Origin of the sequence: Phocaeicola sp. RTP21198st1_B8_RTP21198_201120, assembly GCF_040929485.1 — a bacterium.
Classification (GTDB): domain Bacteria; phylum Bacteroidota; class Bacteroidia; order Bacteroidales; family Bacteroidaceae; genus Phocaeicola; species Phocaeicola dorei.
The window spans coordinates 1-23,305 of the sequence record NZ_JBCOCI010000080.1; the positions used below are offsets into that span (position 1 = coordinate 1).

Below are 23,305 nucleotides of genomic sequence, written 5' to 3' on the forward strand. Positions count from 1 at the left end.
GGCAAAATCCTGAGCAACTTTTTGTTGCTCAGGTACTTAAAAAGTTTAATTTATAATAGTGTTGCGGAATTAAGGAAATAGAAACAATGAGATACAATTTTGATAAAGTGATAGATCGCAGCGGTACGTCTGCTGAGAAAGTAGAAGGGCTGAAGCATATTTGGGGACGTACGGATTTGATTCCTTTATGGGTGGCTGATATGGATTTTGCCACAGCTCCTTTTGTAACAGATGCTATCCGTAAACGTTGCGAAAATGAAGTTCTAGGGTATACAGGTAAACCAGATAGCTATTATAATGCGATTATAAACTGGGTAAAACAGCGTTATGATCTGGTTGTGGCCAAGGAAATGATAAATTTTGTTCCCGGCATTGTACCAGGTATCGGTATGGCTATGAATTGTTTTACTCAGAAAGGGGATAAGGTAATGATTCAACCTCCTGTTTATCATCCTTTTGCATGGGTTACTACTCGTAATGAGCGCACTTTGGTTACCAATCCGTTAAAATGGGAAAACGGCATGTATCGTATGGATTTGGATACTTTTCGTGAACAGATTAAAGGTTGTAAGCTGTTTATTTTATGTAATCCTCATAATCCGGGTGGCGTTGTGTGGACTGAAGCAGAGTTACGAGCGATAGCTGATATCTGTTATGATGAGAAAGTATTGGTCTTCTCGGATGAAATTCATGCGGATTTGACTTTACCTCCTCATACACATCGTCCTTTTGCTACTGTCAGTGAAAAGGCTCGAATGAACTCTGTTACTTTTATGTCTCCTAGCAAGGCTTTTAATATGCCGGGACTATCTGCCTCACATGCTCTTATTTTTAATGAAGATTTGCGTAAACGTTTCCGTATCTATATGGATGCCGGTGAGTTGGATATGGGACATGTCTTTGCTTTTCTTTCTGTTGAGGCTGCTTATAGTCATGGTACGGAATGGCTTGACCAATGTTTGGCATATATACAAGGAAATATAGATTTTGTAGACGATTTTTTGAAAAATCATGCACCTAAAATCAAGGCCATTCGTCCGGAGGCTTCTTATTTAGTTTGGCTGGATTGCCGTGAACTGAAGTTGAGCCAGAAAGATTTGAATGAATTCTTTGTAGATAAAGCGCATTTGGCATTGAATGACGGGGAGATGTTTGGTAAGGAAGGTATTGGCTTTATGCGTTTAAATGTGGCAAGTCCGCGTTGTATCATCGAAAAGGCGATGAAACAACTGGCGGATGCTTATCAACTATATATAAAGTGATTATTTTAAGTATTGCGTCTTGAAAATATTCACGCATAAAATGAAGATGGATAACAATAACGGTCCGAATATGACACCCATGAATCCGAATAAAGAAAGTCCGATGACTACTCCAAAAATGGTGATGAGTGGATGGGTGTCTGCCATCTTCTTTTGCAGAATAAAACGGATGAGATTATCAATGTTTGTTACAATTAATCCACAATAAAGAAGTAATCCGATGGCATGTGTCCAATCTCCTGAAAGAGCAAGATAGGCAGCTAGCGGGAACCATACCAATGCTGTTCCTACAATAGGAATGACGGTGGCAAAGCAGGTCAGGAAGCCAAACAATAGCGCGCTGGGTACATCAAATAAATAGTAACCTAATGTAGCTATTCCTCCTTGAATGACTGCTAGTAAGGGAATACCTATCGCATTACTCCTTACAATCATATTAATTTCTTTCAGTACATTTTTTTTGTTTGTATCGCTGAAAGGAAGTAACTCATAGATATATTTTTCCATTTGAATTCCGCCAATTAGCATGAAATAGAGAACAAAGACCAATACGAAAGCATTAACGGCAAAGCTACTGATACTTCCCATCAGAAACTGTCCGATGGCAGGAAGAATTGAGGCTATGGATGAAATGTTTTCCGCATTTAGTAAGTCATATCCCGTCTTGGTATGGAGCCAATCGGCAAGATTGGTTACCGTATGGATAAAACCTGTCGTATCTACGTTTACCGTCTGTAATTTATTGATCAATAACCATACGGCCAATGATAAAGGTACAAGAAAGCACATAATAGCTTCTATCAAGAGTAAAATGGCTGTAATGCTTTTTTTGAAATGCTTTTCTTGGGTAAGATAAAACATTTGTTTTCTTACCATAATGTAAATGGTGCATGCTCCTAAAATACCTCCCATGAAAGGAGACATTTTTATAAATAAAATAAGTCCTAATCCCAGTATAATGGTGATAAGGGAGTATTTCCAATATTGTTCTTTTACGCTCATGTGTTTTTTGCTTATTTTGTATATAAATAAACAATAAAACGAATTGAAATGTTCCGCTTTTAAAACGGAACATTCTTAGTCATGTTTTCATAATTATTGTATTGACCGCTAATATTAATTTCATTTTCAGGAGCCAGTTCTATTGCTTTCTTCATATCTTCCACAGATCCGTCTTTGTCTCCTTTAAGTAATTTGATACGTCCTCGTTCATGATATGCTTTGGCAAAGTTTGGATTGATTTCAATGGCTTCATCATATATAGCCAATGCTTTGTCAAAATCTTTGTTTGCCAGATATAGTTCGCCTGACAGGATATAGGCCTTTTCATTGAACGGATTGAGTGACAATACTTGATTAAAACATTCTTGTGCTTGTTCCGGTTCATTGGTGGCGGCTAGAATTTCTCCTTTCAAGAGCAAGGCTTGTTCGTCGTCGGGATTGAGGCTGAGTAACTTTTGTATATCTTCAGCAGCATCTTTTGCTTGTTTCATTTTCCAAAGTACTTCAGCGCGTAGCTGGTATGCTTCGGTATAATCTTCTTTCAATACGATAGCTTTAGTCAGCATGGCAATGGCAGTGATATCATCTTTCATGCCGATAGCTGCTTTTGCTGTCAAATAGAAAGATAGGGGGTTCTTATTATCTAAAACCAAAGCTTTTTGGCAGGCATCCTTCATATTTTCGTAATCTTCCTGCATATAGCAGATGCCAGCTAGTGAAAGGAAGGTGTTTACTTGTTCAGGATCTTTTGTAGCCATGCGGTCTAGTGTGATACGGGCGTCATCTAGTCGGTTCGCCTGTGTATAAGCAGTGGCTAGCAGGCTGAGAGTTTCTAATTCATCGTTGATGGCAACTGCCTCTTCAAAACATTTAATGGCATAAGGTAGTTTACCCATACGTTGGGCGCGGATGCCATCGTATTTTAAAATCTCGAAGTTCTTTTTATCATTTTTCTCTTTTTCGGTTTCGGGGATGTTGTTTCCGCCGAATAAGGATTTAAATAAGCCCATAATTTATAGTTGTTTTATTTGTCTATTGTTATAATAAATCGTCTGAGGTAAATTTCTTGTTCCTGATGCTGCATGTTGGTAAAACGTACTGCCTTTATTGGTTTCTGTTGTAAACTGGCAGTCAGTAGGTTCTTTTCTTGTGTAAAGTTTACTTTACTCCAATCTTTTCCATTTGCAGATATCTCAAGGCTTCCCCAAGTTGCGATTTCCGGTTTCCCGAAATCTATCTCTATATTTTCTCCGGGATAAACTTGATCCAGTTCGATAGTCAATGAACCATTACCGGGCCATTTGATAACTTCCAGCGCCGGAGAAATCTGAATGCGGTTTATCTTTACCTGTAAAGGTAAGTTCTTTATCTGACTGATATCGCTTATTAGTTTATGCGGCATATAGTCGGTTTCAGCATTCAGCAGTGTACTATATTTTTGGTTATAGCATTGCGTGACGGTGGCGAAAGTTTGATCAATCAATGGCTTGATTACCCTTCCTGCTGTCTTTATACCCGGCTGGTAAGGGTTTTGGTTGTATGTCTGGTCAATTTGAAACATTTGTTGTTGCAAGGCTTTCACGTGCTTGTATTTACGCATAAATAAAGATTGGTCATTTTTGTCGTATGCTTTGACCATTGCCAATACTTCATTTCCGGTTTCTCCCAATAGTTTGAATTGATAAAGCCAAGGCATGATTTCTACTATAATCGGATTTTTATCAGCATGGGCGACTAAAATATCACTTGATTCAATCATCTGGCTGAAGGTTTCTTGTAGAATAGAGAAATCTTTTTCAGTGTAAGTTTTATTTTTTATGTAACTTTCAGTAAAGCTTTGCGCTGTAGGTTGGAGATTTACAGATTCCTCTCGGCGATATTTATGTCCATTGGGACCCAAGTCCGAATTGTGGGCAGCAAAGAATTCCAATTCAGTGGCTGCATCGGGCAAAATGTTCATAATAGCATCTTTCCAAGTTTTTTCACTGTTATATTTTTGGGGATTCCAAGCGTATGAGGCTACACTATAAATAGCTATTTTAGAAGCCTCGGCATGTTCCATCGGATTAGTTACAAAGCCAGACATCTGATGGGCTATTTGAGTATCGTTTCCATATACTGGTCCCATGAGCAGATGATCTCTAACGTAATCGGAAACAGGAAAGTTCCACCATATATATGCCGGACGTTTAATCCGGTCGTTTATCCATTGAATACCATCTTGGGTAATATCGGAAATAACTCGGTCTCCTGTCCACATAATTTGTATGGATGGATTCAGTTTGTCTCCTAAAGTCGTAAGATATCCTTTAGCAGGGTCGGACCAACTTTTATTGTATTCCGTGGGACACATGATAAGGGGAGTTACATCTGGTTTTACTTTTACAAAATGTTCATCTATGTAGTTCAGCAGTTCTGCTTGTTTCACAGGGTTAGTACCTTCTCCTGAAATATCATCAAAGAAGACGGCAAAAGAACGGACACCGAGATGATACATCTTTTCAAATTTTGCCAATAATAGTTCACGGTCTTCCTTATTCCATTTGATGTCTTGCCCTGGATGGATGGCCCAAACAAAATCTATTTCGTTTTCTTGGGCTACTTTTACTAATTCCTGTAATTGTTTTGCTTCTTTTTCGGGGTAAGGCAAGCGCCAGTTGGGAGAACTATGGTAAGGATCATCTTTAGGACCGTATATATAGGTGTTCATTTTGTTTTCACCATAAAATTGAAGTTGGCGAAGACGGGCATTATGGCTCCAGGGAGTCCCGTAAAATCCTTCTACGACACCACGGTAGCATATGGCCGGATAGTCTTGTATCTCTATTATCGGTAATTGGTTATCTTTGAGCAATTGTTTTAAGGTTTGCAAGGCATAGTAGGTTCCACGTTCATCGTTCCCTGCCAGAATTATTTCCTTATTATTGATGGATAGATAATAACCTTCCTTTTGGTTGGGGATTTGACGAGTAAACTTGCGGATAGACTTGTCTCCTTTTTCTCCAATATAAATGCGCAAACCGGTATTGGCCGGGTGTTTTCCACCTAATAAATCTTTTAATTCTTGTACGGCATATGGATTAGCTTCAGTTTCTCCCAAGAGCTGGTAAGTTTCAGGTAAATTGATTTGTCCGCCTTGTTTGGAAACTTGTTGAGGGATGGGCTGTACATCTATGTTTTGGGCAAAGATAGTACAACCGGTAAAAAGACAAATGATTGCCAGATGCATTTTTTTCATATTCTGTTGGGGTAAAAGGTTAATAAATCAATGGCAAAGATACGATTTATACAGAAAGAATTCCATTTTTTAATTGTATTATTTCTTCGGAAAGTAGGTAGGAGAGTACCTTTTCCGCTTTTTCACGATTGCTATTCAATTGGTTCAGTAGTTCTGAAACAGGCATGGCGTTTGCCTGTAATAGCTGTTTGATTTGTTTTTCCAATTCTTGAAATTCCCCCTGTTTTATTCCTGAATGATGTTTGTTAAGGCATACATCACATTGTCCGCAGTTGTGTTCGTTCTTTTCTCCAAAATATCTGAGTAGCATTCGGCTACGACATTTATCATCGGCTGTGGCATATTCTATCATAGCCTTGATTCGGGTGGTATAGCTTTTTTTTCGGTCTTCGTATATTTCCCGAGTTAGGACAAGGCGATTCTTTTCTTGCCGTTCACGGGTATATATAATATAAGGTGTCTTTTTCCGTGGAATGTAATGTATGATATGTCTACGAGTTAGCGTCAGTAGAATTTCATAGATTCGTTGGCGGGTTAATCCGGAACGGATTACTAAGGAATCTTCGTTAATATAGGCATAATCAGTAAATAATCCTGTATAAGAACGCAAGATGATGTTTATCAGTTTCTCTGTATCTGTATCATTCTCGTGTAGTTTATAGAGTTCGTCGCGTTTCATAGTGAAAAGAATACGTGAAGCATTATCTTGCTCGTCCGTATATTCTAAATATCCGGCACGGGTCAGAATCTTTAAAGCGCTGTCTGCTTGTACGGGGAAATGTTTGAAGTTACGACAGAATTCATCCAAGTTAAAAGCAAAGGTGCAACCTATACCGTCTCCCATGGCCATTTGAAAATAGTAGTTGATATCTTCGTACACTTTTCGGATATAATCCTTGTCGGGAAATGTATCACTGATACGTTTGTTGAGAGTGGTTTTATCACTTTGGGCGTATAGCAGAACAGCATATGCTTTCTGCCCGTCACGCCCTGCTCGTCCGGCTTCTTGAAAATAGGCTTCAGGAGAATCAGGCATATCTATGTGGATAACGATACGTACATCTGGCTTGTCGATACCCATGCCGAAAGCGTTGGTTGCTACCATAGTACGGCTTTCTCCGGTGAGCCAGCTTTTTTGACGTTGATCTTTTACATCATTATTCAAACCGGCATGATAGAAAGTGGCAGTTATGCCGTTATTGACCAGTAGTTCGGCAATTTCACGTGTGCGTTTCCGGTTGCGGGTATAGACAATGGCGCAGCCGGGCACACTATTTAAAATATGTAATAGCTCTTCCTGTTTATTTTCTGTAGGACGTACAATATAAGCCAAGTTTTTTCTTTCGAAACTCATTCGGAAAACCTGACTGTTTTTTTTAAAGTTTAGTTTTGTTTGAATATCTGTTACTACTTCCGGAGTGGCAGTTGCTGTCAGTGCCAATATAGGTATGTCAGGAAGGAGTTCTCGAATTTCTGCAATTTTCAGATAAGCAGGGCGGAAATCATATCCCCATTGAGATATACAGTGTGACTCATCTACTGTGATCATACTTACCTTCATGTTCCGTAGTTTGTTACGGAATATTTCAGTATCCAGTCTTTCCGGAGAAATATAAAGGAATTTATAGTCGCCGAAGATACAGTTTTCCAATGCAACGATGATCTCTTCGCGCGTCATGCCTGAATAAATTGCTAAAGCTTTGATACCCCGGCCGCGTAAATTGCGTACTTGGTCCTTCATCAGGGCAATAAGAGGTGTGATAACTAAACATAATCCGGGTTGTGCTAAAGCTGGTACTTGGAAGGTAATGGATTTGCCACCACCGGTAGGCATCAATCCTAGCGTGTCGTGACCGTTGCCTATACTTTCAATGATTTCTTTCTGTATGCCTCGAAAGTTATCATATCCCCAATATTGTTTTAGAATTTCTTTATAGGTCATTGGAAGGAGAATAAGAAAATTATGTCAAAACCCCAATGACTTGTCATCTTATTATTCTGATAAGTATCTGATAACGTCATTAAAGTTTTGACATATTTCAAAGATAAATTTTTACCATTATTCCTCACTGGGTTTTATATCTTCTATTTGCAATTGTACTTCACCACGCTTGTGCGTATTCTCTTCAATGGTATAACAAATATCAAAAGAACGTTTGGTCTTAATATAGCGTGCTTGTGAACTTTGTCCGAAAGCGATGCCATTCATCACATTGTTTGATTTATTGTCTACCAATTCCAACTTGATATGCTCCTGATCACGACCTACTACTTTGCTGGTACCATAATCATATACATTATGTGTACAAAAGATAGGTTTGTGGTTGTCTGGTCCGAAGGGATTGAACTTTTTCAGGTCGGCATGGAACTTCGGAGTGATATCCCGGAAGTCAATTTCTGCATCAATATCTATTACAGCACTAGTCTGTTCCGGCAAAATATGTTCTGTGACATAGGTCTCAAAACGGCGGGTGAATTCTTCCACATTTTCCACTTTCATGGATAGTCCTGCAGCGTAAGTGTGTCCTCCAAAATTTTCCAACAAGTCACGACAATATTCGATAGCTTTGTAAACATCGAAACCTGATACGGAACGGGCAGAACCAGTTGCTAGATTATCTGTACGGGTTAATACAACTGCCGGGCGATAATAAATCTCTGTAAGGCGTGAAGCTACGATACCGATAACACCTTTGTGCCACGCTTCATTATAAATGACAATGGAACGCCGGTCTGCTAGTCCTTCCAAGTGGTCTACAATTTGGTTGGCCTCTTCGGTCATGGTCTTATCCAGATCTTTACGGGTTTCATTGTATTGGTTGATTTGGTTGGCTTTCTCTAATGCTGCCGAGAAGTCCTTTTCTATGAGCAATTCCACCGCTTCTTTTCCGTTCTGTATACGTCCGGATGCGTTGATGCGCGGACCTATCTTGAATACGATATCACCTACGGTAATTTCTTTTTCTGATAATCCGCATACATCAATAATAGCTTTCAGACCTACACTGGGATTGGAGTTCAACTGCTTTAAACCATGATGTGTCAGCACTCGGTTCTCTCCCATGATAGGTACGATGTCTGATGCTACACTGACAGCAACCAAATCTAATAAAGGAGTTAGTTGATGAAATTCAATGCCATTATTCAAAGCGAAAGCCTGCATGAATTTGAAGCCTACACCACACCCTGAAAGATGATCGTAAGGATACGTATTGTCTGCCCGTTTGGCATTCAGAATAGCTACGGCTGGTGGCAATATATCATCAGGTACATGGTGGTCGCAGATGATGAAATCGATACCTTTTTCTTTTGCATAAGCAATTTCCTCTACGGCTTTAATACCGCAATCTAACACAATAATAAGTTTTACACCTGTTTCACAGGCATAATCCACTCCTTTTACTGATACTCCGTAGCCCTCATTATATCGGTCGGGAATATAGTAGTCAATGTTCGAATAGAACTGCTGGAGAAATTTGTATACCAATGCTACAGCTGTTGTACCGTCTACATCATAATCTCCATAAACCATGATACGTTCTTTCCTGCCCATAGCTTGATTGAGCCGTTCTACGGCAATGCTCATATCCTTCATCAGGAATGGGTCGTGTAGCTCGTTAAGCTGGGGACGGAAAAATCTTTTAGCCTCTGCTGCTGAGGTTATACCTCTTTCCAGCAACAGCTTACAAAGAATCGGGCTGATCCCTGTTTCCTTTGCTAATGCTTTAGCTGCTTCTGTCTGTTCTTGGCTTGGAGGTTGATAATTCCATTTGTGATTCATTTTATATATTGTTTTTTCTTTTTTCTGCTCTCGGAGACGGGATGATACCATTTTCTAGTTATACTTACCCAATCAATCCGTAAAGTTAGGAAAAAACAAATAAAAAAACCGCTAATTCCATATATATTTTATGGAATTAGCGGTAAAGTATTGTATAGTAGCGGATTATTTGATGCCTAATTTTTTAGCAATTTCTTTAGGCAGTGCATTTTTATTGACTACGATATTCATGGTTTTGTAACGAACGAATGCTTTTGAGGCGTACCATAAGCCTTCGTATTTTCCAGCTTTTCCCCAAGAATTCTTTACCATATAATAGTCATTTCCTTCTTGGTCTTTAGCTATACCGTAAATCAACATGCCATGATCGTCGGTTGTTTCCCAATTGTCATATGCTTCCTGGCGTTCTTCTTGTGTACACCATTTCTGAGGTTGTGGTTTGGTGTTCAGTTTCTTTTCTTCCGGTTTCATTTTCAACCAATGAGCCATGTCTGACCCACTTAGTTCTTGCACTTTTTCCGTGTCGGGCATAACAGCTACGCCATCACGTGTAAAACCTTGTTCACTGACATCAGATCCCCATGCGATTGGATAGCCGTTATTAATGGCATTGTCAAAAACCTGCATGAATTCATCAATGGGAAGGTTGTATGATTGTCCCCAACGCCAGTTGTCTTGAATTTCAAGGACAAATGGTTCGTAGAACGGATGGTGGGTATACGAGGTTAATGAAATGTAATCATTTGGATTTAATCCTGTTGATTCGAAGAATGAATGGGGAGTGTATTCTTTTCCTTTATAAGTGAATTTTTCAGGGCATTTACCTAAATAGATATCATGAATAGCGGCAATGGCCTTTTTCCATAATGGATTATGGTTATTATCTGTTTGGAGTTTGCGTAATTTTCCTTTGGCTATTGCTGCTACTACAGCATCCGATACGGCTGTAAGTTCTGTATGGTTACTTAGTGTATCACCATACATGACTCCCGGACGCATAACTTCTTCGGGCACCAGACCAAATTTTTTCATTCCATAGATAACGTCATAGAATGATCCTCCTTGGGAAAAAGATACATCTCCATGAGTACGTACGGCGGCATCAGCTCGATCCAAATAAGTTTGGTGTACGATGTACATTTCAGAAAAGTCGTATTCTCCTTTTCCCATACGAAGTAATTCTGATTCTAGAAAGGCCATACTGGAATAGCACCAGCAAGTACCGGCACGGCTTTGGTTCTTGACAGAAGTAATAGGCAGTTCTTTTACTGTAGTGAATACAAACCCTTCTTCCTTTGGCTCTTCTTTTTGTGCATCTTGTGCAAAGAGGCTTATACTGCATAAACCTAATGCTGCTAATAATGTAAATCTTTTCATTTTAGAAATAAAAGTTTTGTTTGTTATGTTACTCATTCATAATAGTTTCTACTTCTTCGATAGTGATAGGGATGCGTTTCTCGCCAGTGAAACGGGAGCCTTCCGAAGTAATCAAAATATCATCTTCCAAGCGGATGCCTCCAAAATCTTTGAATTTTTCAATAGCATCAAAGTTCAGGAAGTCTGTATGCATTTTCTCTGCTTTCCATTTGTCAATCAATGCTGGAATAAAATAACAACCCGGTTCATCAGTAATTACAAAGCCTTTCTGTAAGCGACGTCCCATGCGTAGAGAGGCTAGCCCGAACTGGGAAGAAGGACGGATTTCATCGTCATATCCTACGTAAATTTGTCCTAGGTCTTCCATGTCATGTACATCCAATCCCATCATATGACCTAATCCATGAGGCAGGAATAAAGCATGTGCACCAGCGGCAACAGCTTCTTCCACGTCGCCCTTCATGAGTCCCAGGTCTTTTAATCCTTGAACTAGCACTTTGCAGACTTCTAAGTGTACAGACATATAGGTTATACCTGGACGAGTAATTTCCAATGCTTTATCATGGCAAGCCAATACAATATTATACACATCTTTTTGCCGTCCTTCAAATTTGCCTCCCACAGGTACGGTACGTGTATGGTCTGAACAATAATTTGTGACTCTTTCAGCTCCGGCATCTGTTAGCATCATGCGCCCTGGCTCTAAGATATGGCTATGGTCATGGTTATGTAATGTCTCCCCATGTTGAGTCAGGATAGTGGCAAATGAAGTCATGCTTCCATAAGAAGCGGCGATGCCATCCAGTACTCCGGCGATATATTGTTCCTTTATTCCTGGTTTACATAGACGCATGGCGGTTGTGTGCATTTCATAACCAATATTACATGCCAAGTCGATTTCTGCTATTTCGCAAGCTTCTTTTACAGAACGTAAATCAACTACAGCTTTTATCAATTCTACAGAAGCATATTTCTTTACTATAGCCGCACGGATACCGGTTAAGTCTTCTAAGAGCATCATATTATCGAATCGGTAGGGAGGAAGGAAATGTACTTTTCTCCCTTGTGTGATAGCTTTTTTTACCACTTCTTTTAGCTGGGGGAAAGGAAAACTTTTCTGAATACCTACTTGTGCAGCCAATTCTTTCACACTGGGTTGGGGCCCCATCCAGATAATGTCGTCCATATCTACATCATTTCCGAAGAAATAATCTTCTCCTGCTTCTATATCTATTACACCTGCATATCCGGGGTGAGAATGACCGAAGAAGTAGAGGAATGAACTGTCCTGACGGAATTTATATGTGTTATCCGGATAGTTTGCCGGAGCTTCATTATTACCTAGTATAAGGATAATACCATTTTGCACTTTATTTCTAAGTGCCTGACGGCGTCTTTGATAAGTTGCGGAATCAAACATGGTTAACTTTATTTTAATTGAATATTTATTGAACTGTGTTGCAAATGTAATAATTATAATCTTAAAAGTACTATTTGCTTATTTGATTTTTTAATCGATTTCGGCTTTATTTTTATCATTTGTCAATCTTGCTTTTCTAATTTCACAGGTTTCTCTTATATTTCCTTGATAAGTTGCCATTCAGTAATTTATCAATGAAGGAGAATTTGATTGATTTTTATGATGGAATGCAATTATTTAATAAATATAAAAGATACGGCTAAATACTTTGAAAAGGTTAACTTTGCAGTGAACTCTTTCAAGGATAGATTTGTTCCTCAACATTGATTATGAAAATAGATGATAAAACAGGACTGGTACTGGAAGGCGGAGGTATGCGCGGAGTTTTTACCTGCGGGGTATTAGACTATATGATGGATAAGAAGGTTTGGTTTCCGTATGGGGTAGGAGTTTCTGCCGGAGCGTGCAATGGTCTTTCATATATGTCTCGCCAGCGTGGTAGAGCTAAGTTTAGTAATATTGATTTATTGGAGAAATATCATTATATCGGCATAAAGCATTTATGGCGTAAGCACAGTATTCTTGATCAGGAATTGCTTTATGAACATTTTCCTAAGGAAATTCTTCCTTATGATTATAAAACATATGCTGAAAATTCTGCTCGTTTTGAAATGGTGACTACTAATTGCATTACGGGTAGGGCGTGTTATTTGGAAGAGAAACATGATCCTCGACGTATTATTGCCATAGCTAAGGCGTCCAGCAGTCTTCCTTATGTTTGTCCTATAGCTTATGTAGATGGTGAGCCGATGCTTGATGGGGGAATTGTGGATTCTATTCCTGTGTTGCGTGCTATTGAACAAGGATATGATAAAAATGTAGTGGTACTTACCCGTAATCGGGGATATCGCAAAAAAGGAAAGGATATGAAAATTCCCCATTTTATCTATAAAAAATACCCTCGTTTGCGCGTGGTTTTAAGTAAACGTTGCCGTATTTACAACGAACAGCTTGATTTAGTAGAGCAATTGGAAGACAAGGGCAGGATTGTGGTAATTCGTCCTGAAAAGCCGATGGAAGTGGATCGTATTGAAACAGATATAAAGAAACTGACCGATTTATATGAGGAAGGGTATGTCTGTGCAAAAAAAATGTTTGAAGAAAAACAAATACTTCAAAAATAAATTTTTGGCCAAGAATGTTTTTATAAATGGGGATATTGGAGGAATGGGGGATCATTCTTGTTATATGGGGTGGAACTTCATCTGCCCCATATAACAAGAATGAATGCTCTTTCCTTTTGGAAAGAAAGATAATATATTAGTAATATAAATGTGACGGTACAGTTAATACTTGCTCGGTATAAACTTGCTCGACAGTCGGATAATCTATAGTGAATGTCTTTTTTAAATCTTCAAAAAAAGCCATGAGGACTATGGGGGAAGTCCTGGAAGAAGGTATATATTCGGAAATTATAAATGTTCTTTTGGGCTGTTCTGGAAGAGTTAAATCAAATGAGATGAGATGTTTTGTCCCCCATTGTTCATTTTCTATTTCATTGGACTTTCTTTCAAAACTACCTTCTATAGCTTTGTCTCCAAACTTTTCTTGATAAACCAGTACTTTGCCTCTTGCTATTTCTGCATCCGTATAGATAAATTTGTATCCTCCTCCTGTTTTTACTGGTATTGTAGCTAATGCTTTTTCTTTAATTGTTTGTTTTTCAGAGTCTTTTAAATCTCCTGTAAGAAATATATCCTGTTTGCTTACAATGTAATTATCGGTGTAATAGTCTACTATTACATGAATGTCAAGTGTGTTTCCTGATTGATCTTTTACAGTAATAATTGCTTCACCTAATGCTAATGCTTTTATGGATATGTCACAAGAAGAAATCATTTTAGTTTCTATAATTTCCGGTTTATCGCAGCTTATTTCATAATTCCCGTCTCCTCCTTGCAAGGGAAAAGAGTATGTCTGATTATTAGGATAGTTTAATTTTATATTTGCTGTTTCTCTATTTTTTAAGGAGATGGGAGCAAGTTCATCATTGCTGCACGATGAAATTACTAAAGAGCAAAGGAAAATAAGCACTGTGGCTAGCATACTGTTAAGTCTCATAGTTTGATCTTATTTTATGTTCTACATAGTTTAAATGAGAGATTAGATGATTTACTGCTTGGCAATTAGAAATTTATTTTTTCTTGAATTTGTCCAGTCTGTGGATAAAATATGAGAATGTAAAATGAAAAATCCCTCTTCCTTCTAAAGAAAAAGAGGGATTATAGTTGAGTTTCTAGTTTCTGATTTTTATTTGGCAAAACTTACGGCACGTGTTTCGCGGATGACTGTAATCTTCACTTGTCCCGGATAAGTCATTTCGTCTTGAATCTTCTTCGCAATTTCACCGGATAAACTTTCAGTTTGTTTGTCGTCAATCTTGTCGGCACCTACAATCACACGTAATTCGCGGCCAGCTTGGATGGCATAAGTTTTTGTTACCCCTGGATAAGACATAGCTAATTGTTCTAGATCATTCAAACGCTTGATATAAGCTTCTACAATTTCACGACGAGCGCCTGGACGTGCGCCTGAAATGGCATCGCATACCTGTACGATAGGAGCCAGCAGGCTAGTCATTTCTGTTTCGTCATGGTGAGCACCGATAGCGTTACAGATATCTGGTTTCTCTTTATATTTTTCGGCTATCTTCATGCCTAACAATGCGTGCGGCAATTCTGGTTCTTCATCAGGTACTTTACCTATATCATGCAGTAATCCAGCACGTTTTGCTTTTTTAGGATTCAAACCTAATTCAGAAGCCATCACAGCGCAAAGATTGGCTGTTTCACGAGCGTGTTGTAGAAGGTTCTGACCGTATGAGGAACGATATTTCATCTTACCGATAATGCGGATTAATTCAGGGTGTAGGCCATGAATACCTAAATCAATAGTGGTACGTTTACCAGTCTCAATAATTTCTTCTTCTACCTGTTTGCGTACTTTAGCTACCACTTCTTCAATGCGTGCCGGGTGGATACGTCCATCAGTAACCAGTTGGTGTAATGCTAAGCGGGCAATTTCGCGGCGTACAGGGTCAAACGCTGAAAGTACAATAGCCTCGGGAGTGTCATCTACAACAATTTCGACGCCGGTTGCTGCTTCTAAAGCTCGGATGTTACGCCCTTCACGACCGATGATGCGTCCTTTTATTTCGTCCGATTCAATATGGAATACGGTTACAGAGTTTTCGATAGCAGTTTCTGTGGCTACTCGTTGGATAGACTGGATAACGATACGTTTAGCTTCTTTATTAGCTGTCAACTTGGCGTCGTCCATAATGTCGTTAATATAGGAAGCAGCCTGTGTTTTCGCTTCTTCTTTCAAAGATTCAATCAGGCGTTCTTTGGCCTCCTCGGCAGAAAGACCGGAAAGAGCTTCCAGTTTTTCACGTTCTTGCATTTGTAATTTATCCAGTTCATCCTTTTTCTTGTCTATGATGACAATTTGAGCTTCTAGATTTTCTTTGATAGCTTCCGCTTCTGTACGTTTGCGTTGGACCTCTTCCTGTTTTTGGTTCAACATCAGTTCGCGTTGTTTTAGTTTATTTTCGGCCTGCTGAATCTTTTGGTTGCGTAAGGCGACTTCTTTTTCCAGATCAGCTTTTTTGTTCAGGAATTTTTCTTTTACTTCCAAAAGCTTGTTTTTTTTAATTACTTCAGCTTCCGTCTGTGCTTCTTTGATGATGATGTCATACTTAGATTTCAGGCCATATCTGAAAAGCATGTATGATAGGCCACCACCTACAGCGAAACACACAATTGCTATTATTACCGTTGTTATCATTGTTATTAATTTATATATAAATAAAAAACGCACAATCTATCTGTTAAGAACCCTTCTCTTGACAGTATAGCTGTGCGTGAATATCCTTATTAATTCTAAACTATTACTCTCTGTTACTGATCTGTTTTTCAAGTTCTTTGGTTAGCTCCTGTAATTTTTCCTGATAAGGCGCAGTATCATTCCTGTCTTTCATAGAAATATTTTCGAAAGCCAACTCCAGTGCAGCCATTGCCCAATGCCTTGCGGGGCTGAAATCGGGGTAATAACTACGGTATTTGTTTAGTTTATTGTCAATCTGTTTGGCAGCGTCCCTGTATAACTGTTCATCTTCACGACGAATGGTCATCGGGTATCGTTCGTTGTCAATCAGTAGATGTATCTTCATCATATCGTCCATAATACTATCGTTTTATTGTTCAACTTCTTCTATTCGTTTAATAAAGCGATGCATTTGTCGACTTCACGCACAAGCCTTGACAACCGTTGTTTTGTATCATTGATATCTTTATCATGAATACTGATTGTCCTGGCCATTTTCAAATTGGTATACATTACTTCTAATTCTTTCCGGCTATTCTCCAATCGTCTCACCTCCTCGTTTTTTTCAGTGAGAAGTTGCTTTAACTTTGCATTTTCATGTTTCAATTCATCATGCAAATACATAAAATGCCTCAGTTTTGCCTCGAAAGTATTTAATAGCTTTTTGTCTTCTTCAGTCATTTTATACCAAAATTGTACACAAATATAAAGGATTGGGAGCAAACACGAAAATATTTCGTCCTAAATTTATCGTTTATCGTTTAAAAAACTTTTTTAACGTCTTTATTAGCTGTTTTTCCCGTGCTATTCGAATATGATCTTTTTACTATTACATATATCTGTTGAGGATTGTTTACTGTTTTAATGTTTTATAGGATACTATGTGCCAGGTGGTACTGATTGCAATAATCAGGAACAGGATTCTTGCCCAAATGTAGGGTAGTATCCAGATGGCGCAATAGCTTAGGGTAATCCATATTAATGATACGGAAACGATCTTGGCATGTAAAGGTATTGCTTTATGCTCGCGGAAATTGCGGATGTAGCTTCCTAAATATTTTTGTTGGATGAGCCAATAATACAAGCGTGGTGAACTGCGGAAATACATGGCAGCTGTCAGTAATAAAAAGGGGGTGGTAGGCAGTAAAGGAAGAAATATGCCGATAATGCCTAATATGAGTGAGGTCGTTCCTACAATGGTATATAGTATTTTCATAGATGCAAATATAGACCAAAAAACAAAAAAATGCTGTGTCCTTTTTATATTATTCTTTTTTATGGTGTATCTTTGCGTCCTGTAGCACCGAGGTGACATTAGGTGTGAGTTCTTTCTTATTATAATTAAATGCTATGTATACAGTAATTAAACGAATGGAAATTTCAGCTTCCCATAGCTTGAAGCTGTCGTATAGAAGTAAATGTGAGAATTTGCACGGTCACAATTGGATTATTACCGTTTATTGTCGTTCCGAGGTTTTGAACGAGGATGGTATGGTGGTGGATTTTACGCATATCAAGGAAACGGTGATGGGGCGTTTGGATCATCAGAATTTGAATGAGGTTGTTTCTCTTAATCCTACAGCTGAAAATATTGCACGCTGGGTATGTGAGCAAATTCCCACTTGTTTCAAGGTTGAAGTCCGCGAGTCAGAAGGAAATGCCGTTATCTATGAGAAGGATTAATGAAATATTTTATAGTTTACAGGGGGAGGGATATCATACTGGGATACCTGCCGTTTTTGTACGTTTTTCCGGGTGCAATTTGAGATGTCCTTTTTGTGATACTCAGCATGAAGAGGGGACATTGATGAGTGATGAGGATATTGCAATGGAAGTGGCAAAATATTCGACTCAAGTAGTAATACTGACTGGTGGTGAGCCAGGATTGTGGATTGATGAAAAATTAGTTGATGCATTGCATCATGAAAGGAAGTATGTTTGTATTGAGACAAACGGCACTTGTCGGTTGCCTGAAAATATAGATTGGGTTACTTGTTCCCCTAAAGAAGGGGCGAAAATAAATCTAGATCGTATAGATGAGGTGAAAGTGGTTTATGTGGGGCAGGATGTTTCTGCTTATTTGGATTTGTCTGCTAGTCATTATTTTTTGCAACCTTGTTCTTGTGCTAATACGGAAGAAGTGATTGCTTACATTTTGCAACATCCTGAGTGGCGGTTGAGCTTACAAACTCATAAACTTTTGCAAATTCCTTAAGAAAATAGAAGATATAAAAAAGATTATTCGATGGTTTGGCATTGAATAATCTTTTTTGCACGGGAGGAGAGGCTCGAACTCCCGACACCCGGTTTTGGAGACCGGTGCTCTACCAACTGAGCTACTCCCGTGTTTGCGGCTGCAAAGATAGTGTAATATTTGGAATATACAAACCTATTTATGAAAAAATATTGCCCATTATTCGTTTAATAGACCTAATTCATTGAACATGATCCGGTAAATTGCTGATTTTTTTTCAATGGGCAACGGGTAGGCACGGCTGGACGAAGGCATTCTGTATAATCGCATTATCCGGTCTTCGAATTCAAAAGGTTCGCTGGTTCCTACAACGGGTTCTTTCACCTTTATTTGTTCACGAATAATATCCGTTGCTTTTTGTCCTGTGGTTACAATAGCCTTGCACATTGGAATCTGCTTCAGTAGCAAACTGATATCTGTCTGTTCTACAACTTCCAGAAATTTGTCTGAGGCATTGTCCTGTAAACGGCGAACAGCTGAAGCGGTATCATAAAGTGCGATACCTTTTTTATTTAAGAGATCAATAATACGTTCCTTGTCAAACACTTTTTTATCAGGATTCAGAAAGTGCTCTTTGTTTTGGAAAAATATTATTCCAAAAATACGCCACATATCATTTTGCAGATTGGGATAAAAGAATTCCATGCTCCATCGTTTCTTTTGTGGGGGAAAACTACCTAACATCAGCAGTTTGGCGTTAGCCGGTAAAAAAGGCTCTAATGGATGTTCTTCTATATTTAATAAGGATTTCATAAAATCTTTAATGATTATTCTTTTGGCTTTGGTTCTTTTTTAGCCAGTAATACGATGTTATACACATATTCCGTCATCCAGTTTTCAGAATATCCTAAGGCTTGTTTGTATTTACGAATGGCAACACAGGTCTTGTGCACGCTTTCGTCTTTCCAGTCGGTCTTGGTCATGATATCATGAATTGTTTTCTCGGTCATGTTACGTAACATTTTTTTCATTACGCTGGGCATACGGAATTTCCATTGCATCAAATTACCTATCAGCATCATCAAGTCATTGCTGAATCCTTGGAACATAAAAAGATAAGTCTTGACATCATTTACATTCTTGCAATTCTTTTTTATAGAACCGTCAATTTCTTTAAAGAAATCATCACTTAAACCATAAAGTTCTACTAACATCTTTTTGCAGCGTGATTTCTCAGCAATTCCCAACTTGTTGTTTTGGGTCGGTATTTTGAGTGTACGTTTGAAAACTGCCATATCTGGCAAAAAATTAATATTTGTGATACCTATATTGCAGGCCATTACAGACTGATAATATACACGGATCAGTGTCATGAAGTCTTCCATACCACCTACGTGGCTTGTTTCTTCTCCTTCTGTCTGTTTTTTACCAAATAATTTTGAAAATATGCTCATTGTGTTCTTAAATTATATTGTTTTCCTGTCTGCAAAGATAGCGATAAAAACTGAAACATTTTTGATTAAAATCCTTTTGTTTTACTATTTATCATTTTTATTGAATGGTTGATGCCGGGGTTTTGTTTTATTGCTTTGTGTTACCAGCATTCCAAATCATTTTCAATGTCTTTCATTCTGTCTTTGGTGAAAACTGGATTTTTGACCCCGTTGCGTTTTTGAATTCGGTAGTCTTCCAATAGACGGAATGCATATTTCCCTAGTAAAGTAATGGCTATCAAGTTACAGATAGTCATAAATCCCATTGCCATATCGGCCAGGCTCCATGCCAGGTCCAGACTGGCTAATGCCCCAAACATAACCATCCCCCCCACTGATATACGATAAATGGGGATAGCCCATTTCTGATGAGTTATGTAGCGTACATTGGCTTCACCGTAATAATAATTTCCCAAAATGCTGCTATAGGCGAAAAACAGAATTGCCACCGCTACATAAATAGTCCCAATGTTGCCTATTTCATTATTTAGTGCCATTTGAGTAAGTTTTATTCCATTGACTTCTTTAGTGGAGGCCCCTCCGCTGAAAAGAATGATGAAAGCAGTGCAGGTACATATGACAAGTGTATCGGTAAAGACTCCCAATGTCTGAATTAATCCTTGTTTTACAGGATGGGTAACATCGGCACTTGCCGCTACATTGGGTGCGGAACCCATACCGGCCTCATTGCTGAATAATCCACGTTTGATTCCTTGCATTAATGCTATGCCTATACCTCCGCTCAATGCCTGTTCCCAGCCAAAGGCATTCGCTATAATCAATTCAATAACTTCTGGCAAATGCTTTGCATTCACAATTACGATGAAAAGGGATAAAAAGATGTATCCCAATGCCATGACAGGAACAATAATGCTACTTACTTTGGCAATACGCTGAATACCTCCGAAGATGATAACTAATGTGAGCGAGGTAAGTATCACTCCCATTAAGCTGGGAGGAATATTGAATGCTTCCTCGAAAGCAGCGCAAATGGTATTGCTTTGTACTGAATTAAAAGCAAATCCAAAAGTAAAGATAAGCAGAAAGGCAAACAAAACTCCCATCCATGGCTGTTTTAATCCTTTTTTCATGTAATAAGCTGGCCCGCCAACGAAAGAATTATGTCCGTGTACTTTATATAATTGGGCCAATGTGGACTCAATAAAAGCGCTGCTGGCACCCAAAAGAGCAATTACCCATATCCAGAAAACAGCACCCGGACCACCCAAAGTAATAGCGGTGGCAACTCCTGCTAAATTACCTGTTCCCACGCGACTAGCTATGGAAACGGCAAAAGCTTGAAAAGAGGAAATATGGTGTTCGCGACCTTCTGTCTTGCCGGTAGAATCACCTAATAGACGTACCATTTCTCTTATCATGCGGAATTGTACGAAATTTGTTTTAAAAGTAAACCAAAACGCACATCCTAACAGCATGATGATCAAAATGTAAGTCCAAAGCACATCATTCACTCTGCTGATTAATAGGGTCAGTATATCCATTTTACTTATTCCTTGTTTAATTTAAAATAGAACTTATGTCCATGGAAAACAAGTTCCACTAGACCAAAACGGATAAAGTCTGCTAATAGTTCACAAGTTGTCTTGTGGTTTAATCTGCAAAGTTTGCAACATTGATTTAATGAAAGTTTTTCTTTTTCTTTCAAGACATCCAGTAACCGTTGCTCTCTTTCGGTAAATGTTACAAGTGCTCCTTCAGGTTTCTTGCTGTGTTGCCACATCTTTAGATGGACGGGAGTGGCCAGTATGTTTTCGTCTTTGATGCGGATATAGGCCCATGGCTTATCCATTTCATCTAGGGCATATACAGGTTTAGAAACCGTTTCGTTAATACGTATTTCCAATACAGTCTTTCCTTCTACCTTGTAAGTCTGCGTTTCCAGTTCGACTTTGGGCTTGCAATACATGGTTGCTGCTGCTTCTATCATATATATTTCTTCGTCAGAGCGGACTCCTGCTATTTTGCCATTGTCCTTTACTCCTATTAATAGCCTGCCGCCCTCGGTATTGGCGAATGCGGAAAGGCTGCGGGCTATTTTGCGTGCGTCCGAAATCTCGAATTTAAAATCCTGATGACAGTGTTCTCCCTCCGAGACAAGCTGTCGTATGTATTGTGTATCCGTTAATGCTTTCATTTCAATTGCAAAAATAGGAAAAATGAAACATATTGTGGGTATCGAATGATAAAAAAGCCGATATTAGTTTGTCTGTTATCAAGCTTTTTGCTTCATTTGCAGTGGAATAAAAATAATTAGCCTTTAAAATCTATGGGAATAAGAAAAAAATGTTTGATCATTACATTATTATGCTTTTCTAGTCTAATGTATGCAAGTGAATTCATGTTTAAACATTTGGAGGTGAAAGATGGTCTGTCAAACAATCAAGTTCTTGATATCTTTAAAGATTCCGAAGGTTTTATGTGGTTTGCCACAGCTTCTGGGTTGAATCGGTATGACGGGTGTCAGATGACTTTGTTTCGTAGTTATAATGCCGATCCGGCTTCTTTACCTGATAATTATATCAAAAGCATACAAGAAGATTATAAAGGAAACTTATGGATTCTTACCGGTGTGGGTTATGCCATTTACAACTCGGAATCAGAAACATTTAATAGGGAGGTGCATGCATGGCTATGTGAAGTCGGTATTGACGGAACTCCTGCATTAGTATATATAGACCATAATAAAAATATGTGGTTTTATATAAAAGGAAAAGGCTGTTATTTGTACATTCCGGAATCTCAATTACTATATCCGCTTTTGTTTGATACTCATCAGTTGCCAGAAGGTGATATTACGGACATTGTAGAATGTAGAGAGGGAATCTTGTTGGTATATAATACCGGGAGGCTTGTTTGTCTGGATACTCGGACAAATAAGATTAAATGGCAGCAGGATGATTTAGCTAGGGAGTTGGGAACTGACAAGCAGGGAATTTTCACTCTGTTTGTAGATCGTGATAATGATATATGGATGTATAGTCCATTTGGAATATGGGTTTATAGTCCGGAGCAGAAGAAGTGGCTGTCTTGGCTGGCAAATATTATCAAGCGTCGGTCTCATAACATGGTCCGTGCTGTATCACAGGATAAGCAGGGGCGTATATGGATAGGAACAGATCAGGATGGCATTGATATATTAGATAAGAAGACAGGGGAAGTGAGGCAGTTGCGGAACAAGGCAGGTGATGAACGTAGCTTGCAAAATAATACAGTAATGGTTCTATACGAGGATTCCAGTGAAACTATGTGGGTGGGGACTTATAAAAAAGGAATTTCCTATTTTAATGAGTGTGCTTTTAAATTTGGTGCAGAGTATATGGGAGATATTAGTTGCATTGAAGAAGACAAAGAGGGCTATGTGTGGCTGGGTATCAACGATGTCGGTATCATATATTGGAATTCCGTGACTGGCAATCGGGCTGCTTTTCCACAGAAAGGTACGGATAAACTCATTACTGATGCCATTGTTTGCATTTTGAAAGCTAGTGATGGGAAACTTTGGATTGGTACTTTGGGGGGAGGCCTGATTTGTTATGATAACGGTCGTATTATTCATTATCCTTAATTCCGCAACACTATTATAAATTAAACTTTTTAAGTACCTGAGCAACAAAAAGTTGCTCAGGATTTTG

Annotated in this window: 20 protein-coding genes, 1 tRNA gene and 1 pseudogene; 5 read left to right on the forward strand and 17 right to left on the reverse strand. The window is 38.7% G+C overall.

The window, feature by feature from the left end:
* Positions 1-86: 86 nt before the first annotated feature.
* Complete coding sequence (locus AB5935_RS19765) at positions 87-1,262, forward strand: MalY/PatB family protein (protein ID WP_007842295.1); 1,176 nt, start codon at positions 87-89, stop codon at positions 1,260-1,262.
* Here the strand turns inward: AB5935_RS19765 and AB5935_RS19770 are convergent, their stop codons facing one another.
* The 7 genes from AB5935_RS19770 to AB5935_RS19800 all read right to left on the reverse strand — a co-directional run bounded on the left by AB5935_RS19770 (position 1,263) and on the right by AB5935_RS19800 (position 12,080).
* Positions 1,263-2,264, reverse strand: coding sequence for an AI-2E family transporter (locus tag AB5935_RS19770; protein ID WP_007836796.1), 1,002 nt, complete (start codon positions 2,262-2,264; stop codon positions 1,263-1,265).
* A gap of 59 nt (positions 2,265-2,323) precedes the next feature.
* The gene (locus AB5935_RS19775; protein ID WP_007842298.1) at positions 2,324-3,274 is read right to left on the reverse strand and encodes a tetratricopeptide repeat protein; all 951 of its coding nucleotides are present in this window, start codon (positions 3,272-3,274) and stop codon (positions 2,324-2,326) included.
* A gap of 14 nt (positions 3,275-3,288) precedes the next feature.
* Positions 3,289-5,502 carry a beta-N-acetylglucosaminidase gene (locus AB5935_RS19780; RefSeq protein ID WP_007842300.1) on the reverse strand — a complete coding sequence of 738 codons (2,214 nt, stop codon included), beginning with the start codon at positions 5,500-5,502 and terminating at the stop codon, positions 3,289-3,291.
* 46 nt (positions 5,503-5,548) lie between these two features.
* Positions 5,549-7,444, reverse strand: a complete 1,896-nt coding sequence (locus AB5935_RS19785; protein ID WP_007842301.1) for an ATP-dependent DNA helicase RecQ — start codon at positions 7,442-7,444, stop codon at positions 5,549-5,551.
* A gap of 117 nt (positions 7,445-7,561) precedes the next feature.
* Entirely contained in the window at positions 7,562-9,283 is a 1,722-nt protein-coding gene (recJ, locus tag AB5935_RS19790) for a single-stranded-DNA-specific exonuclease RecJ (RefSeq protein WP_007842303.1), read from the reverse strand.
* Positions 9,284-9,448: 165 nt separating this feature from the next.
* Positions 9,449-10,660 carry an aminopeptidase C gene (locus AB5935_RS19795; protein ID WP_007842304.1) on the reverse strand — a complete coding sequence of 404 codons (1,212 nt, stop codon included), beginning with the start codon at positions 10,658-10,660 and terminating at the stop codon, positions 9,449-9,451.
* 28 nt (positions 10,661-10,688) lie between these two features.
* The gene (locus tag AB5935_RS19800; RefSeq protein WP_007836807.1) at positions 10,689-12,080 is read right to left on the reverse strand and encodes an aminopeptidase P family protein; all 1,392 of its coding nucleotides are present in this window, start codon (positions 12,078-12,080) and stop codon (positions 10,689-10,691) included.
* A gap of 329 nt (positions 12,081-12,409) precedes the next feature.
* On the opposite strand from AB5935_RS19800, the gene AB5935_RS19805 reads away from it, so the two are divergent.
* Positions 12,410-13,264, forward strand: coding sequence for a patatin family protein (locus tag AB5935_RS19805; protein ID WP_007836809.1), 855 nt, complete (start codon positions 12,410-12,412; stop codon positions 13,262-13,264).
* 136 nt (positions 13,265-13,400) lie between these two features.
* Here AB5935_RS19805 and AB5935_RS19810 read toward each other — a convergent pair whose 3' ends face one another.
* The 5 genes from AB5935_RS19810 to AB5935_RS19830 all read right to left on the reverse strand — a co-directional run bounded on the left by AB5935_RS19810 (position 13,401) and on the right by AB5935_RS19830 (position 17,181).
* Entirely contained in the window at positions 13,401-14,201 is an 801-nt protein-coding gene (locus AB5935_RS19810; protein WP_007836811.1) for a hypothetical protein, read from the reverse strand.
* Positions 14,202-14,390: 189 nt separating this feature from the next.
* Positions 14,391-15,926, reverse strand: coding sequence for a ribonuclease Y (rny, locus tag AB5935_RS19815; protein WP_005848820.1), 1,536 nt, complete (start codon positions 15,924-15,926; stop codon positions 14,391-14,393).
* Between the two features lie 103 nt (positions 15,927-16,029).
* On the reverse strand, positions 16,030-16,323 hold the full coding sequence (locus AB5935_RS19820; RefSeq protein WP_007836813.1) for a cell division protein ZapA: 294 nt from the start codon (positions 16,321-16,323) through the stop codon (positions 16,030-16,032).
* A gap of 29 nt (positions 16,324-16,352) precedes the next feature.
* Positions 16,353-16,646 carry a hypothetical protein gene (locus AB5935_RS19825; protein WP_007836815.1) on the reverse strand — a complete coding sequence of 98 codons (294 nt, stop codon included), beginning with the start codon at positions 16,644-16,646 and terminating at the stop codon, positions 16,353-16,355.
* 172 nt (positions 16,647-16,818) lie between these two features.
* A complete protein-coding gene (locus tag AB5935_RS19830; RefSeq protein ID WP_008653116.1) occupies positions 16,819-17,181 on the reverse strand; it encodes a YbaN family protein in 363 nt (120 codons plus the stop codon).
* Between the two features lie 134 nt (positions 17,182-17,315).
* Here AB5935_RS19830 and queD point away from each other — a divergent pair, with 134 nt between their 5' ends.
* Entirely contained in the window at positions 17,316-17,648 is a 333-nt protein-coding gene (gene queD, locus AB5935_RS19835; protein WP_038608767.1) for a 6-carboxytetrahydropterin synthase QueD, read from the forward strand.
* Positions 17,635-18,180, forward strand: a complete 546-nt coding sequence (locus tag AB5935_RS19840; RefSeq protein ID WP_007845773.1) for a 7-carboxy-7-deazaguanine synthase QueE — start codon at positions 17,635-17,637, stop codon at positions 18,178-18,180. Before queD ends, AB5935_RS19840 begins: the two co-directional genes overlap by 14 nt.
* Positions 18,181-18,238: 58 nt before the next feature.
* Here the strand turns inward: AB5935_RS19840 and AB5935_RS19845 are convergent.
* The 5 genes from AB5935_RS19845 to AB5935_RS19865 form a co-directional block, all read right to left on the reverse strand.
* Positions 18,239-18,311: transfer RNA gene (locus tag AB5935_RS19845), tRNA-Trp, on the reverse strand.
* A 67-nt stretch (positions 18,312-18,378) separates the two neighbouring features.
* A complete protein-coding gene (locus AB5935_RS19850; protein WP_007845771.1) occupies positions 18,379-18,972 on the reverse strand; it encodes a uracil-DNA glycosylase family protein in 594 nt (197 codons plus the stop codon).
* 14 nt (positions 18,973-18,986) lie between these two features.
* Positions 18,987-19,613 (reverse strand): hypothetical protein, encoded by a 627-nt coding sequence (locus tag AB5935_RS19855; protein WP_007836824.1) that lies wholly within the window; start codon positions 19,611-19,613, stop codon positions 18,987-18,989.
* Between the two features lie 140 nt (positions 19,614-19,753).
* The gene (locus AB5935_RS19860) at positions 19,754-21,154 is read right to left on the reverse strand and encodes an alanine/glycine:cation symporter family protein (protein ID WP_038608769.1); all 1,401 of its coding nucleotides are present in this window, start codon (positions 21,152-21,154) and stop codon (positions 19,754-19,756) included.
* A 5-nt stretch (positions 21,155-21,159) separates the two neighbouring features.
* Positions 21,160-21,807: a helix-turn-helix domain-containing protein gene (locus tag AB5935_RS19865; protein ID WP_007836832.1), complete on the reverse strand. Its 648-nt coding sequence runs from the start codon at positions 21,805-21,807 to the stop codon at positions 21,160-21,162.
* 132 nt (positions 21,808-21,939) lie between these two features.
* Between AB5935_RS19865 and AB5935_RS19870 the strand changes: the two are divergent.
* Positions 21,940-23,232, forward strand: a pseudogene (locus AB5935_RS19870) (two-component regulator propeller domain-containing protein); the annotation flags it as partial.
* Positions 23,233-23,305: the final 73 nt, after the last annotated feature.

Coding starts and splice junctions, on each gene's coding strand:
- AB5935_RS19765 (WP_007842295.1), top strand. CDS start 87: ATGAGATACAATTTTGATAAAGTGATAGATCGCAGCGGTACGTCTGCT.
- AB5935_RS19770 (WP_007836796.1), bottom strand. CDS start 2,264: ATGAGCGTAAAAGAACAATATTGGAAATACTCCCTTATCACCATTATA.
- AB5935_RS19775 (WP_007842298.1), bottom strand. CDS start 3,274: ATGGGCTTATTTAAATCCTTATTCGGCGGAAACAACATCCCCGAAACC.
- AB5935_RS19780 (WP_007842300.1), bottom strand. CDS start 5,502: ATGAAAAAAATGCATCTGGCAATCATTTGTCTTTTTACCGGTTGTACT.
- AB5935_RS19785 (WP_007842301.1), bottom strand. CDS start 7,444: ATGACCTATAAAGAAATTCTAAAACAATATTGGGGATATGATAACTTT.
- recJ (WP_007842303.1), bottom strand. CDS start 9,283: ATGAATCACAAATGGAATTATCAACCTCCAAGCCAAGAACAGACAGAA.
- AB5935_RS19795 (WP_007842304.1), bottom strand. CDS start 10,660: ATGAAAAGATTTACATTATTAGCAGCATTAGGTTTATGCAGTATAAGC.
- AB5935_RS19800 (WP_007836807.1), bottom strand. CDS start 12,080: ATGTTTGATTCCGCAACTTATCAAAGACGCCGTCAGGCACTTAGAAAT.
- AB5935_RS19805 (WP_007836809.1), top strand. CDS start 12,410: ATGAAAATAGATGATAAAACAGGACTGGTACTGGAAGGCGGAGGTATG.
- AB5935_RS19810 (WP_007836811.1), bottom strand. CDS start 14,201: ATGAGACTTAACAGTATGCTAGCCACAGTGCTTATTTTCCTTTGCTCT.
- rny (WP_005848820.1), bottom strand. CDS start 15,926: ATGATAACAACGGTAATAATAGCAATTGTGTGTTTCGCTGTAGGTGGT.
- AB5935_RS19820 (WP_007836813.1), bottom strand. CDS start 16,323: ATGGACGATATGATGAAGATACATCTACTGATTGACAACGAACGATAC.
- AB5935_RS19825 (WP_007836815.1), bottom strand. CDS start 16,646: ATGACTGAAGAAGACAAAAAGCTATTAAATACTTTCGAGGCAAAACTG.
- AB5935_RS19830 (WP_008653116.1), bottom strand. CDS start 17,181: ATGAAAATACTATATACCATTGTAGGAACGACCTCACTCATATTAGGC.
- queD (WP_038608767.1), top strand. CDS start 17,316: ATGTATACAGTAATTAAACGAATGGAAATTTCAGCTTCCCATAGCTTG.
- AB5935_RS19840 (WP_007845773.1), top strand. CDS start 17,635: ATGAGAAGGATTAATGAAATATTTTATAGTTTACAGGGGGAGGGATAT.
- AB5935_RS19850 (WP_007845771.1), bottom strand. CDS start 18,972: ATGAAATCCTTATTAAATATAGAAGAACATCCATTAGAGCCTTTTTTA.
- AB5935_RS19855 (WP_007836824.1), bottom strand. CDS start 19,613: ATGAGCATATTTTCAAAATTATTTGGTAAAAAACAGACAGAAGGAGAA.
- AB5935_RS19860 (WP_038608769.1), bottom strand. CDS start 21,154: ATGGATATACTGACCCTATTAATCAGCAGAGTGAATGATGTGCTTTGG.
- AB5935_RS19865 (WP_007836832.1), bottom strand. CDS start 21,807: ATGAAAGCATTAACGGATACACAATACATACGACAGCTTGTCTCGGAG.